The organism is Rhodanobacter thiooxydans LCS2, from assembly GCF_000264375.1.
Classification (GTDB): Bacteria; Pseudomonadota; Gammaproteobacteria; order Xanthomonadales; family Rhodanobacteraceae; genus Rhodanobacter; species Rhodanobacter thiooxydans.
On sequence record NZ_AJXW01000043.1, the window covers coordinates 132,364 to 146,036 of the forward strand.

The window sequence follows — 13,673 nt, forward strand, 5'->3', positions numbered from 1 at the left end:
GAAATGATCAAACGTGCCTTGCTGATCACGCTGGCTTCGTTGGTGACACTCACCGGGTGCCATTCGTTCAAGAAGGAAAATGTCCAGCCGCCGACGGCGCTGGCCAAGGACTTCAAACCGACGGTGCAGGTTACCCGCCTGTGGCGCACCAGTGTGGGCGACGGTGCGGGCGCCAGCGGCGTGCGGCTGCGCCCGACCGTGGTCGACGGCGTGCTCTATGCCGCCAGCACGGACGGCAAGCTGGTGGCGCTTGATGCCGCCAGCGGCAAGAGCCTGTGGTCGAAGAGTTCGCGCACCCACGGCTGGTTCGGCTGGGGCGACAAGAAGCGCAAGGACGCCACGTACGCCGGCGGCCCGGCGGTGAGCGGCGATCTGCTTGCCGTCGGCACGCTGGACGGCCACGTCTACGCCGTGAATGCGAAGGACGGCAGCCCCCGCTGGGACGTGGCGGTGAGCAGCCAGGTGCTGGCCCCGCCGGTGATCGTCGGCGACATGGTCGTGGTGCGTACCGGCGATGGCCGCATCTACGCGCTGGATGCCGCGACCGGCCAGCGCCGCTGGGTCTACGACCAGGGCACCGTGCCACTGCTCAGCCTGCGCGGCAACGGCCCGCTGCTGGCGGCCAACGGCGTGCTGTTCTTCGGCAGCGACGACGGCAAGCTGGTCGCCCTGCGCCAGGACAATGGTGCAAAACTGTGGGAACAGAAACTGGCCAGCGGCGAAGGCCGTACTGAAATCGATCGCCTGAACGACGCCGATGGCGCGATCCTGCTGGATGGCAGCACGCTCTACGGCACCGCCTATCACGGCAACCTCGTGGCGGTCGACGGCCCCAGCGGCCGACCGTTGTGGGCGCACCCGTTTTCCAGCTTCGAGTCACCGGCGGTGAACGACCATGCGGTCTACGGTGTCAACGACGCCTCGGTGGTATGGGCATTCGACAAGAATGGCGGCGCCGACATGTGGAAGAACGACGCGCTGAAGTACCGCTGGCTCACCGGCCCGGCCGTGCAGGGCAACTACGTCGTGGTCGGCGACCTGGAAGGCTACGTGCATTGGTTGCAGACCGGCGACGGCGCGCTGGCCGCCCGCGAGCGGCTGTCGAAGAAGGCGATCCGCGCGCAGCCGCTGGTGGTGGGCGACACCGTGTACGTCGAGGACGTCGAGGGCCGCATCGGCGCCTACCGTCTGTCCGCGCACTGATCGCCGGAAAAAGTACTTTCCATGCTGCCCGTCGTTGCACTGGTTGGTCGTCCGAATGTCGGCAAGTCGACCCTTTTCAACGTGCTGACGCGCAGCCGTGACGCCCTGGTGGCCGACATGCCGGGCGTCACCCGTGATCGCCACTACGGCATCTGCCGCATCGGCGAGAGGCCATTCGTGGTGGTCGATACCGGCGGCCTGTCCGGCACCGAAGACGCCATGGACGTGCTGACCGCGAAGCAGGTGCGCCTGGCAATCGCGGAAGCGGATGTGCTGGTGTTCGTGGTCGACGCGCGCGACGGCCTGTTGCCGCAGGACGACGCGATCCTGGCCGAACTGCGGCGCAGCGGCAAACCGATCGTGGCGGTGGTCAACAAGACCGACGGCCTCGACGAGCAGGCCGTGATGGCCGAGTTTTTCGCCTTCGGCATCGGTGCCACCTTGCCGTTGTCGGCGGCGCACAACCGCGGCACCGACGATTTTCTGCGCGTGCTGTTGCCGCTGCTGCCGGCCGATCGGGAACCGGCCACGGAAACCGGGGACGAGGACGGCAGCATCCGCGTGGCCATCGTCGGGCGTCCGAACGCCGGCAAGTCGACGCTGATCAACCGCCTGCTGGGCGAGGAGAGGCTGATCGTCTCCGACGTCGCCGGCACCACCCGCGATCCGATCCGGGTACCACTCGAACGTGACGGCAAGCGCTACACGCTGATCGACACCGCCGGCATCCGGCGCAAGGCGCGGGTCGAGGAGGCGGTGGAGAAGTTCAGCGTCATCAAGACGCTGCAGTCGATCGCCGCCGCCCAGGTGGCGGTGGTGATGATCGATGCCCGCGAGAATCTCGCCGACCAGGATCTCACCCTGATCGGCTACGCGATTGACGAGGGCAGGGCGCTGGTCATCGCGATCAACAAGTGGGACGACATGGATGCGTACCAGCGCGACGAATGCCGCCGCGCGCTGGATCGCCGGCTGGTATTCGTCGACTGGGCCAAGCAAGTGCAGATTTCCGCGCTGCATGGCTCGGGCCTGCGCGAGCTGATGCGTGCGGTGGTGCGCGCGCATGCGTCGGCGACCAGGGAACTGGTGTCCTCCGACCTTACCAAGGCGCTGGAAAAAGCCTACGAGAGCTATCAGCCGCCGCTGGTGAACGGCCACGCGCCAAAGCTGCGCTTCGCGCATCCCGGGGGCACCAATCCGCCGACCATCGTCATCCACGGCAGCCGCACCAAGCACATCGCACCGGCGTACCAGCGTTACCTCGAAAACTTCTTTCGCAAGCGCTACAAGCTGGAGGGTACGCCGATCCGGATCGTGTTCCGCGAAGGCGAGAACCCGTACGCCGGACGCAAGAAGGTGCTGACCAAGGAACAGCAGCACAAGGCAAGGCGCCGGCGCAGCGAGCTGATCAAGCGCACGCGCTGAGCCTGTTCGCGACTTCCGGATGCAGGCGCGGTTTGTGTGCATCGGGTGCAGCCCGGATAATGGCGAATCCCGCAGCCAGGCCTTTCCCATGAACGCACGCATCCTCGACGGCAAGCGCATCGCACAGGAACTGCTGGAGCGTGTCGGTGTGCGCGTCGCCGCCAGGGTGGCGCAGGGGCTTCCCGCACCGGGGCTGGCAGTGGTGCTGGTGGGCAACGATGCGGCATCGGCGGTCTACGTGCGCAACAAGCGCAAGGCCTGCCAGCAGGTGGGCTTCCGTTCGTTCGGCTACGACCTGCCGGCCAGCACCAGCCAGGAAGCACTGTTCGCCCTGATCGACCGGCTCAACGCCGACCCGGACGTGCACGGCATCCTGGTGCAGTCGCCGCTGCCGGCACATATCGACGAGGACGCATTGGTCGACCGCATCGACCCCAACAAGGACGTCGACGGCTTCCAGGCGATCAACGTGGGGCGGCTGGCCTTGCGCCGTTTCGGCCTGCGCCCATGCACGCCGAAGGGCGTGATGACCCTGCTCGGCCACACCGATCGCCCGGTGCGCGGCCAGCACGCGGTGGTGATCGGCGTGTCCAACCACGTCGGCCGCCCGCTGGTGCTGGAGCTGCTGATCGCCGGCTGCACCACCACCTGCTGCCACAAGTTCACCCGCGACCTGGAATGCCACGTGCGCCAGGCCGACATCATGATCGTCGCTGCCGGCAAGCCGGGGCTGGTGAAGGGCGAGTGGATCAAGCCCGGCGCGGTAGTGATCGACGTGGGCATCAACCGGCTCGACGACGGCCGCCTGGTTGGCGACGTGGAATTCGCCCCGGCCGCCGAGCGCGCCAGCTGGATCACCCCGGTACCCGGCGGCGTCGGCCCGATGACGGTGGCCACGCTGATGGAGAACACGCTGGAAGCCGCCGAGGCGCAAGCCACACTGCGCCGGGTGGCTTGACCTGCGGCTGCCGCCGAATTCAGCCGCCGTCTGGCGAGCATGCCGGCAGGGCGCGTATAATTCCCTCTTTGCAGCGGGACTTTTCGCATGCGCATCCTCGCCGAGGCCCTGACCTACGACGACATCTACCTCGTTCCGGGCCATTCCGTCGTGCTTCCCCGCGACGTCGACACTTCCACCCGCTTTACCCGCAACCTGCGCCTGAACATTCCGATCGTGTCCGCCGCGATGGACACGGTCACCGAGGCGCGGCTGGCCATCACCATGGCGCAGCAGGGCGGCATCGGCATCATCCACAAGAACATGACCGCCGAGCAGCAGGCTGCCGAAGTGCGTCTGGTCAAGAAGTTCGAGGCCGGGGTGATCCGCAGCCCGATCACCGTGGGTCCGGACACCTCGATCCGCGAGGTGCTGCGGCTGACCCATGCGCACAACATCTCCGGTGTGCCGGTGGTCGAGGGCAGCAAGCTGGTCGGCATCGTCACCAGTCGCGACATGCGCTTCGAGCGCAAGCCCGACGACCCGGTGCGCAACATCATGACTCGCCAGGACAAGCTGGTCACGGTGAAGGAGGGCGCCAGCCAGGATGAGGTGCTGCAGTTGCTGCACCGGCACCGCATCGAGAAGGTGCTGGTGGTCAACGACGCGTTCCAGTTGCGCGGGCTGATCACCGTGAAGGACATCCAGAAGGCCCGCGACAATCCGTATGCGGCCAAGGACAGCCACGAGGCGCTGCTGGTGGGCGCCGCGGTCGGCGTGGGCGGCGACACCGAGCAGCGCGTGGCCGCGCTGGTCGACGCCGGCGTCGACGTGCTGGTGGTGGACACCGCGCACGGCCATTCGCAGGGCGTGATCGAACGCGCCGGCTGGGTCAAGAAGCACTACCCGCAGGTGCAGGTGATCGCCGGCAACATCGTCACCGGCGAGGCGGCGCGCGCGCTGCTCGACGTGGGGGTGGACGCGGTCAAGGTGGGCGTGGGCCCCGGCTCGATCTGCACCACCCGCGTGGTCGCCGGCGTCGGCGTGCCGCAGATCACCGCGATCGACCTGGTCGCCACCGCGCTGAAGGACGAGATCCCGCTGATCGCCGATGGCGGCATCCGCTACTCCGGCGATATCCCCAAGGCGCTCGCGGCAGGCGCGTCCAGCGTGATGCTCGGCTCGATGTTCGCCGGCACCGAGGAATCGCCGGGCGAGGTGGAACTCTTCCAGGGCCGCTCGTACAAGAGCTACCGCGGCATGGGCTCGATCGGCGCGATGCAGCTCGGCTCCAAGGACCGCTACTTCCAGGAGGAGGCGGACGCCGACAAGCTGGTGCCCGAGGGCATCGAAGGCCGCGTACCGTACCGTGGCCCGCTGCGCAACATCATCCATCAGCTGATCGGTGGCCTGCGCGCCTCGATGGGGTACCTGGGTGCGGCCACCGTCGACGACGTGCGGCACAAGGCGCAGTTCGTCAAGGTGACTTCCGCCGGCGTCACCGAGGCGCACCCGCACGACATCCAGATCACCAAGGAAGCGCCGAATTACCGGCTCAACTCGTGATGATCGGAGCCGGGAATCATGTCGGAATCCGGGCTTCCAAACCTTAGTGGCGTCATTCCCGCGTTCGCGGGAATGACGCCGTAGTTGTTTTGTACATCCCAAGAGTCCGAAAGATGCAAGGCATCCACTCCGACAAGATCCTGATCCTCGACTTCGGCGCGCAATACACCCAGCTGATCGCGCGGCGCGTGCGCGAGCTGGGCGTGTACTGCGAGATCTGGGCATGGGACCACGACCCGGCCGAGATCGCCGCGTTCGGCGCGAAAGGCATCATCCTGTCCGGTGGCCCGGAATCGACCACGCTCCCGGGTGCGCCCAAAGCACCGCAACAGGTGTTCGATGCGGGCGTGCCGATCCTCGGCATCTGCTACGGCATGCAGACGTTGGCCGCGCAGTTGGGTGGCGCCACCGAAGCGGCGGACCAGCGCGAGTTCGGCCATGCCACGGTGGACATCGCCGGCAGCAGCCGCCTGTTCGCTGGCCTCACCGACCATACCGATGCGCACCGGCTCGACGTGTGGATGAGCCACGGCGACCACGTGTCGCGTACGCCGCCGGACTTCGTCGTCACCGGCAGCACCGACCGCATTCCGGTCGCCGTGATGGAGAACCAGACCAGGCGCTGGTACGGCGTGCAATTCCACCCGGAAGTGACGCACACGAAGCAGGGCGGGGCCCTGCTCAAGCGCTTCATCACCGAAATCTGCGGCTGCGCCACGCTGTGGACTCCGGCCAACATCATCGACGACCAGATTGCCCGCGTGCGCGAGCAGGTTGGCGACGACCACGTGCTGCTGGGCCTCTCCGGCGGCGTCGATTCCTCGGTGGTCGCCGCCTTGCTGCACAAGGCGATCGGCGACCGCCTGACCTGCGTGTTCGTCGACACCGGCCTGCTGCGCTGGCAGGAAGGCGACCAGGTGATGGCCACCATGGCCGAGCACATGGGCGTCAAGGTGATCCGCGTGAACGCGGCCGACCGCTATTTCAAGGCGCTCGCCGGCGTGGCCGACCCGGAGGCCAAGCGCAAGATTATTGGCGGCCTGTTCGTGGAGATCTTCGACGAGGAGTCGGAGAAGCTGATTGTCGCCGGCGGCAAGGTGAAGTGGCTGGCGCAAGGCACGATCTACCCCGACGTGATCGAATCGGCCGGCAGCAAGACCGGCAAGGCCCACGTCATCAAGAGCCACCACAACGTCGGCGGCCTGCCAGCGCACATGAAGCTGAAACTGGTGGAGCCGCTGCGCGAGCTATTCAAGGATGAGGTGCGCCGCATCGGTGTCGAACTCGGCCTGCCGCGCGAAATGGTCTATCGCCACCCTTTCCCCGGTCCCGGCCTGGGCGTGCGCATCCTGGGCGAGGTGAAGCGCGAATACGCCGAACTGCTCGCCCAGGCCGATGCGATCTTCATCGACGAGCTGCGCAAGGCCGACCTGTACGACCAGACCAGCCAGGCGTTCGCGGTATTCCTGCCGGTGAAATCGGTCGGCGTGGTCGGCGATGCGCGCGCCTACGAATGGGTGATCGCGCTGCGTGCGGTCGAAACCATCGACTTCATGACCGCGCATTGGGCACACTTGCCCTACGAGTTCCTTGGCAAGGTCTCAAACAGGATAATCAATGAGTTGCGATGTGTTTCTCGCGTAGTTTACGATATCAGCGGCAAGCCACCCGCGACGATCGAGTGGGAGTAGGCAAATCAATCGGTTACGTGCAGGACGAGGAGGCCGGCGATATGCCGGCTTTCTCATATGATGATCGCAGTGCCATGAAATGACTGAAGAAACGCCCCCAGGTTCAAGTGAATTCTCGGCTGCCGACGAGCAGTTCATGCGCCGGGCGCTGCAACTGGCGGCACACGCCCGCGATGCCGAGAACGAGGTGCCGGTGGGTGCCGTGCTGGTGCAGGGTGGGGAAATTGTCGGGCTAGGCTGGAACCGCAACATCACCCTGCATGATCCGACCGCCCACGCCGAGATCATGGCCATGCGCGCCGCCGGCGAGAAAGTGGCCAACCATCGCCTGTCCGGTACCACGCTGTACGTCACGCTGGAGCCGTGCTCGATGTGCGCGATGGCCATGATCCACGCCCGCCTCGGCCGCGTGGTCTACGCCGCCGCCGACCCCAAGACCGGCGCGGCCGGCAGCATGTTCGACACCCTGGTGGACGCGCGCCACAACCATCGCATTGAGGTGGCTGGAGGCCTGCTGGCCGAGGAATCCGCCGCGATGCTGCGCGAGTTTTTCCGCGCCCGACGTTGAGGCTCAGTTGCCGCCGGAAGGGATGTCGGTCGTCGCCAGGGTGCCGCCGGCGGGGCCATCTGCCCTGCTGCCCAGCAATTGCAGGTGCAACCCCCAGGGCGACACGAAATCCAGCGCGAGCCGACCGGCCAGGGGGCCGGAAGTCAGCCGATGCGGCGCGCCGCTGACGTCGACGCCCTGGTGGCGCAGCCATTGACCGTCGTGTACCAGGTCGTCCGTCACGAATCGCACCGTCTGGCCTGCCTGTTCCGGGGCAGGGGCGACGTTCCGCTGATCGAACAATTCGACGATCGAACCTGTGTCACAGATCAGCAGGCGCGATGGCCGCAAGCTGTCGTTGACGGCTCTGCCGGCAGTCGACTCGATCGGGCGACAATCCAGCACGCCGGTAAAAAAGGCCACGGCTTGTGGCAGGTCCGGCACACCGACCCTGGCGTAGTCGTCGCCATACAACGTGGCCGCACCCGCAGGCAGCGCGCCGACCATTATGCCGAGCACAAGAAACAGCCGCCAAAATAGTGATTTGCCCATGATCCGACGTCTCGATGCGCTACTGCGCAACGATATGGCGCCGGCCGCAGCCGATGAAACGCCCCGCAGGCGATCGGCGAGTTTCCGTGGATGGACAATCCGCTGAGCACGGCATCGTTCCAGTGCGGAAACGGTGCGATCCCGCTCGGATCATTGATCCATCATCCAGAGACCCCGATTCTTGCGGCTGTCCGCACGATCCCACGGATCGTGCCGATCCATCCACCTTGTGAGGAACCCCGGAAATGAAGATTAGCTTCAGCCGCCAGCCGCTCCATCTGCGACGCCGGTTCAGCCAGTCGGACGCCACTGCGCGCAGCGTTCCCGCCGGGAACGCCGCCGTCGGCACCAACCTGCGTCCCGAGGACGGCTACGACTGGTTGCGCCGGATCAAACCGATCCGCGCGGCGCAGCGGGCGGGGCGGTAGCCTGCTGCTTCACCGCTGCCCAGCGCTCAAAAGAACTCATACTCCACCTGCGCCAGCAAGGTGCGCTGCGGAGCAGCGGAATTGATGCCCAGCAGCAGGCCGACGCGGTATTCGACATTGCCACGCGTGCCCGGCACATGCCATTCACCGGTGACCACGGGACCTGCCTGATAGGAGTCGTCATCGGGCCGGCCATACGCCTCGATGCCGGGCCGGAAAGCGGGAGTCAGCGCATAGGTGCCTGCATAGCTATAGCGGAATTCGGTGTGGTGCGATGCGCCGCCGCCAATCTGGCGTTCCCAGATCAAGTTGACGCGATGATCGAAACGGCCAGCGGTCTTCTCGATCAGTGGACCAAACTCGAGCTCGCCAGGGCCGCTACCCTTGGGGTGACCGTAGGAGGCGAGCAGGCCGAAGTCGGCCCAATAGCGCCCCGGCTCGGTGAACTGGAACGTGTTCTCGAACTCGTAGCCCACCAGCTTTCCCCGCCCGCCTGGCTCCTTCTCGTACTCGGCCACGTAGAGCTCGGGTTTCCACCAACTGGTGAATGCGTGCGCAATTGAGAGTTCGGCCGCGCGCTCGCCGTTGATATCCGCGCGGCCGTCGCTGTAGCCGTAGCCGCGCAGTTCGAACTCGGTCTGGGTGGCAATCACGTGCGGCGAATAGACGATGAAGTCATCCGCGTGTACCAGACCGGCGCCTGCGATCAGGGCGAGGCCGAGGCCCGCGGGGATAACGCGCCGGGTGCGCCGGGGAAACGAGCGGTTCGCTTGCATGGGAAGTCCTTGGGAATATCGAGCCACGCAGTCCTCCTGCCGTCGGGCTGGCGCCGACGGCGAATGCGCAGTCGAAACGGATGGGAAGGGATCAATGCCTGGGGCAGCAGTAAGCCGGGCATGGAGCTAGCGGTTATTCCACGATCAGGCGCCCCTGGGCCGTGTCCTGGTGGAAGTCGCCAAAAAAGGCATAGGTGCCGGCACGTAATGGGCCGACGTAAACCGTGGCACTGCCGTTGGGCAGCACCAGTTTTTCGCGGTTGAAATCCGTGCTCTCGAATTCCTCGGGCGTCGGATCCTGGTTGTTCACCACGATGCGCACCTTGGTATTGGCCGGCATCCTGATCTCGCTCGGTTGATAGCGATGGTTCTTGATGACCAGCGTGTATTCCGGCGGTTCGCTTGCCGCCACATTCCCGGCAGCCAGCAGCAGGGCGGTCCCGGGATTGAGCCGAGATACGTGTAATTTTGACAACTAGAATCGAAATTCCACCGTCGAAGCAACGAGTTAGCCGTTTTTCTTGGCCGCGCGAGCCCGTAGGTCGGCGGGCGTCACCCGAGGCAACGCGATGAAGTTCCGTTCCGGCATGACCTCGTAGTCCTCTTGGAACGGCAGGTAAAGCTCGACGACCCACTCCCCTTCCTCCTGCCGCCCTGCAAAGGGATGGAGGATTTCCCCGTCCGGCCGACACCGGTCGAAGCGCAACACGCCCGAGTGTGGGTAAGGCTGAGCGTGCCGCGCCTCCAGCATGCGCGTCACGACCGCTGAGGGATAACCCGGGTGTGTCATCGTCTGGTGGTCTTTCAAAGCGGCTGACACTGCATCGGCATTTGTCAGGTGGCAGTGCGCGATCTCGTGCTCATCGAACACGACTTCTTTGGCGATGTACGGCGGCCCTTGGTACCAGTTGGGGTCCCGCCGATCGATCTGGATGGCCAAGACGGTCCGGGTGCCCACATCGGTGCACCGCCACCGGAACCCAGCGCTGGCCACGAATTCCAGGCCAATATGAAAATCCGAGAGCTCCACGGTACCTCCTGCCGCGCCGCCGCCACGCCGCTTGAAGCATAGCGAGCACGGGTCTCATGGGTTGAACGGCCACCGGCCAAGATGGGTTGCGCAGAATCACCACCCCTCGCCCTTCGTCATGGACGCTCAAGCGGCCAGCGCCAGTTCGGCTTCGTAGGGCTCAGGGACGGCCTCGGCATCGATCAGGTAGTCCCCAAAGCGTTTGATGTGGCTCGTCATGTAGGGGCTGAGCGCCGCGACGTCTTCGGCGGTGATCTTCCAGCCCTCCCGCATGAGCGATCGAATGATGCGGGTTTGCTCCACGACGTTATGGAAGATCACGGCGTTGGCGACCAGGTCGTTGTACTTGACGGCCTTCTCCTGCTCCACCGGGTCGTTGTCGGCAATGACGCCCTCCCCACCAAAGAAGAAGTATTTCGAGAATCCGTTATAGGCCTCGACCTTGTTGGTGGAAGCGGTGATTTGTTCGCGCAGGTCTTGGTCGGAAATGTACTGCAGCAGGAAGAGCGTACGCACGGCGGAGCCCAAGGCGCGGAATGAGTGGTAAAGCCGGTTCTTGCGGCTGTTGTTGCCCAGGCGCCGCAACAAAGTCGAAGCGGCCACCTTGCCGGCCTTGATCGACAGAACGACACGCATCAGGTCCTTCCAATGGGTCTCGATCAGGTCCCAATCGACGCTGTCGCGGAACAGCGCATCGATGTGCTCATAGGTGGCATCCGTATCGGGCCGGAAGAACCGGTAATCCTGCCAATTTCGGATGCGCGGCATCAGCTGGATGCCCAGCAAGTACGAGAGCCCGAAGACGGGAAGCGACTGCCCCTGGGTATCGGCATGCACGATGTCCGGCTGGATGTCGGACGTGTTCTTGAGCAAGCCGTCGATGATGTACACCGCCTCCCAGACCCCGCATGGGATGAAGTGGCTGAACAGCGCGACGTAGGTATCGGAGACATGATGGTACGCAATGCCGCCGTAACCACCGTACCGGATATGGTACGAGGCCAGGCTATTCTGGATGTACATCTCGTACTTGGTGCCATCCGCCGCGGCGCGCTTGCTGTCGCCCCAGTGCTTGGGCAATTGGAGGCCGGCGTAGCTATTGATGATGTCGCGGCACGCGGCGGCCAGTTTGTTCGCGTCGATGTGGCGACGATTGACGAACGACAGCATGTGCGCCGTGACGGCCCCACGGAAATGACGTGCCGCCTGATTGGGGCCCAGGTTGCATCCGTAGGTGAAGGCCGTGAGTACGTATCGCTCGCGTGCCTGATCAATCTTCGGGTCCGATCCGGACAGCGGGCCGAAATGGCGATGCCAGTTGGTCCAGTGCCCGACGTCGCATAGCACATCGATCACGCTGCGCTCGCGCAAGCGCTCATGAATGGCCGTTTCGAGGGCTTTGGCCTGGCTACTCATCTCTTTGGCCTTGCTGCGCTTAAGAACCGGCATGCCTTGGTCATCGATCACGACCTGGCCGTTGTCGACGTACTCCTGGTCTGTTTGCTCGGCGACCTGCATCAGGCGCGACTGCAGTGTGTTGACGAACGTGATCGGGTCAGCCGGCAGGCCAAACTCTGCGCAGTAGGCGGCCACTTGCGGTTCGCATTCTTCCCAGCTCAACAGCTGCTCGCTCTGGTCGGCATAGTCCTCCGATCCCGGTACGGCCACATCACCGGATTTGAGTTCGTTCGCCAACGCCGAGAACACGCATACCTCGAAATGCCGACGGTGAATGCGCTCCTCGCCATCCTCGGTGCGCTGGGTCAGGGTCTTTCGCCACAAGTGTGTTGTGAAAGACAGGTCCATGGGCCCATCCAGCCAATCACCGCGCTGCCGCTCCTGCGCGAGAATCAACTCCAGGGCATCGATCAACGAACGATCCTCCGTCGTGCTTTTCAGATTGAGGATGCGCACCATGCGCAGCAGCGTGGGTCGGTGGCTCTTGTAGTATGGCCAGAGAAAGGGCAAGTAATTGTCCCCGCTGTGGGCGGCGATCGCGTTGCAGTCCTCCTGCAATGCATCGATGCTGCCGCGTTGCCCGACCAGGCGCCGAATCTCGCGGCCGGCGGCTGTGTCGCTGCGTTGTTCGGCAAGTACCCGAATGACATCGGACATCGTTGCTACCAGCACCTCGGCTTTCTCCCGGTACTGGCTGCGTAGGCGGTCGAGATGTTCCTTGCCGTGTACATGGATCTTGCTCATGCGCTTGATGAACATTGCCGCCAGATCGTCGCGCACTTGTACCCGGGCCCGGTGGATCAGGCAAAGCAGTACGGCATGTCGCTTGGTGGGACGAAACTCTTTGAGTTCGGCGGCATCGAGTGCACGCGCCTCAGCCGCAAAATGCTTGCGCTTGAGTTCGGGTATCCCAGTCAGCGGCGCGTCCGTGCCCACCAGCGCGTCAAGCCGCTCCATGTGGTCGATCAATTCCTGAAAGTGCCTCAGGGACGAACGCTTGGGCAGGCGTTTGACCTCGTGCAGCGGGCTTTTGCCGGCTTTTCCACCGGATTGAAGCAATCCATCCAGGCGTGCTTTCTCGTCCGCTGTCAAACGCTGGGCAATCGTTGCGAAGAGCTGGCCGTTGACCAACGCACGGACGCGTCGTGCCAGGCGATCGAGGGTACTGAAGGCTGGCAGTCCGATGCGGTCGGTGACCAACTGCTCGATGCCCACATTAATCAGATCCGGCGGGTGATCCATGATGGCCGCAGCATCTCGCATGGCTCTGGCCGCCACATCGAGACCGCCTTCCTCGAACGGCCGGAAATCCAGGTGCTTCCGGATTAATGCGTGATAGCGATACAGCGTGACCGCGCTAGGCTGGGCAGGCTTCACCTGGATCCGAAACTTCAGGGACGCCCTGATATGCCTCAGTACGGCTGCGGGCACCTCATCCAGTGCCGGGAAATAGCGCAATCGCTGAAAGCTCTTCAGCAGGATGGCCAGGGCTAATCGACTGGACGGCTGTCGTGCATGCTTGACGATGAAGGCCGTCTCGGACTCGTCGACGGTGTACAGCGCGACGAGTTCGCGAACCACAGGGTTACGTTTGAATTGCGGGTATGCAGTCCGATCAATCGAAGCCATGCCGTGCCTCGGAACCGATGGGAAGGGCGCGGCGTGCGGCAACGACCCGTAGCTAGCGTCGACTCGCTGTTTGCGGGCTGAACGCTCGTTTCGTCACGCCATGAAGGCACGATCATAGACCAGGCCCATGTTGAGCCACGGCACGGCCTGTCCAGGGCTGTAGCGGCGCAATCGCCGTCACGGTGCTGGCCATGCTGGCAAGGTGCAGGATGAACCGCACCTTCTCACCGACCTCCACCGTCGCCAGCAGCGCCGACGGATTGACTTTGCAGGTCATGGGCATCGTTGGTCGGTTGCATGCCTGCATGCCGGGCATGTTCGGATCCGTGTTCTGCTGCGCTAGTCGCCAATCTACCGATCCGCGCGGTCTACATCGTCGAGCCGGCATCGAGGCTTCCTTCTGCGGAGTGTTGCGTACAAGGGCGGGCCCA

Annotated in this window: 13 protein-coding genes; 7 read left to right on the forward strand and 6 right to left on the reverse strand. The window is 64.6% G+C overall.

Annotated features, from left to right (window positions below):
• Positions 1-3 precede the first annotated feature (3 nt).
• The 6 genes from bamB to tadA all read left to right on the forward strand — a co-directional run bounded on the left by bamB (position 4) and on the right by tadA (position 7,390).
• Entirely contained in the window at positions 4-1,203 is a 1,200-nt protein-coding gene (gene bamB, locus UUA_RS09460; protein WP_008436266.1) for an outer membrane protein assembly factor BamB, read from the forward strand.
• 21 nt (positions 1,204-1,224) lie between these two features.
• A complete protein-coding gene (gene der, locus UUA_RS09465) occupies positions 1,225-2,628 on the forward strand; it encodes a ribosome biogenesis GTPase Der (RefSeq protein ID WP_008436267.1) in 1,404 nt (467 codons plus the stop codon).
• An 88-nt stretch (positions 2,629-2,716) separates the two neighbouring features.
• The gene (folD, locus tag UUA_RS09470) at positions 2,717-3,586 is read left to right on the forward strand and encodes a bifunctional methylenetetrahydrofolate dehydrogenase/methenyltetrahydrofolate cyclohydrolase FolD (protein ID WP_008436268.1); all 870 of its coding nucleotides are present in this window, start codon (positions 2,717-2,719) and stop codon (positions 3,584-3,586) included.
• Between the two features lie 87 nt (positions 3,587-3,673).
• Complete coding sequence (gene guaB / locus UUA_RS09475) at positions 3,674-5,131, forward strand: IMP dehydrogenase (RefSeq protein ID WP_008436272.1); 1,458 nt, start codon at positions 3,674-3,676, stop codon at positions 5,129-5,131.
• A 113-nt stretch (positions 5,132-5,244) separates the two neighbouring features.
• A complete protein-coding gene (guaA, locus tag UUA_RS09480; protein ID WP_008436274.1) occupies positions 5,245-6,822 on the forward strand; it encodes a glutamine-hydrolyzing GMP synthase in 1,578 nt (525 codons plus the stop codon).
• A 79-nt stretch (positions 6,823-6,901) separates the two neighbouring features.
• Complete coding sequence (tadA, locus tag UUA_RS09485; protein ID WP_039953756.1) at positions 6,902-7,390, forward strand: tRNA adenosine(34) deaminase TadA; 489 nt, start codon at positions 6,902-6,904, stop codon at positions 7,388-7,390.
• A 3-nt stretch (positions 7,391-7,393) separates the two neighbouring features.
• Here the strand turns inward: tadA and UUA_RS09490 are convergent, their stop codons facing one another.
• Positions 7,394-7,921, reverse strand: coding sequence for a VOC family protein (locus UUA_RS09490; protein WP_039953757.1), 528 nt, complete (start codon positions 7,919-7,921; stop codon positions 7,394-7,396).
• Between the two features lie 245 nt (positions 7,922-8,166).
• On the opposite strand from UUA_RS09490, the gene UUA_RS09495 reads away from it, so the two are divergent.
• Positions 8,167-8,349, forward strand: a complete 183-nt coding sequence (locus tag UUA_RS09495; RefSeq protein ID WP_008436277.1) for a hypothetical protein — start codon at positions 8,167-8,169, stop codon at positions 8,347-8,349.
• Positions 8,350-8,375: 26 nt separating this feature from the next.
• Here UUA_RS09495 and UUA_RS09500 read toward each other — a convergent pair whose 3' ends face one another.
• The 5 genes from UUA_RS09500 to UUA_RS19340 all read right to left on the reverse strand — a co-directional run bounded on the left by UUA_RS09500 (position 8,376) and on the right by UUA_RS19340 (position 13,558).
• The gene (locus tag UUA_RS09500; protein ID WP_008436278.1) at positions 8,376-9,125 is read right to left on the reverse strand and encodes a hypothetical protein; all 750 of its coding nucleotides are present in this window, start codon (positions 9,123-9,125) and stop codon (positions 8,376-8,378) included.
• A 133-nt stretch (positions 9,126-9,258) separates the two neighbouring features.
• On the reverse strand, positions 9,259-9,600 hold the full coding sequence (locus UUA_RS09505) for a cupredoxin domain-containing protein (protein ID WP_425476894.1): 342 nt from the start codon (positions 9,598-9,600) through the stop codon (positions 9,259-9,261).
• A gap of 33 nt (positions 9,601-9,633) precedes the next feature.
• The gene (locus UUA_RS09510; protein ID WP_008436294.1) at positions 9,634-10,155 is read right to left on the reverse strand and encodes a hypothetical protein; all 522 of its coding nucleotides are present in this window, start codon (positions 10,153-10,155) and stop codon (positions 9,634-9,636) included.
• A gap of 126 nt (positions 10,156-10,281) precedes the next feature.
• On the reverse strand, positions 10,282-13,242 hold the full coding sequence (locus UUA_RS09515; RefSeq protein ID WP_039953758.1) for a Tn3 family transposase: 2,961 nt from the start codon (positions 13,240-13,242) through the stop codon (positions 10,282-10,284).
• 112 nt (positions 13,243-13,354) lie between these two features.
• Entirely contained in the window at positions 13,355-13,558 is a 204-nt protein-coding gene (locus UUA_RS19340) for a copper-binding protein (protein ID WP_235605940.1), read from the reverse strand.
• Positions 13,559-13,673 lie beyond the last annotated feature (115 nt).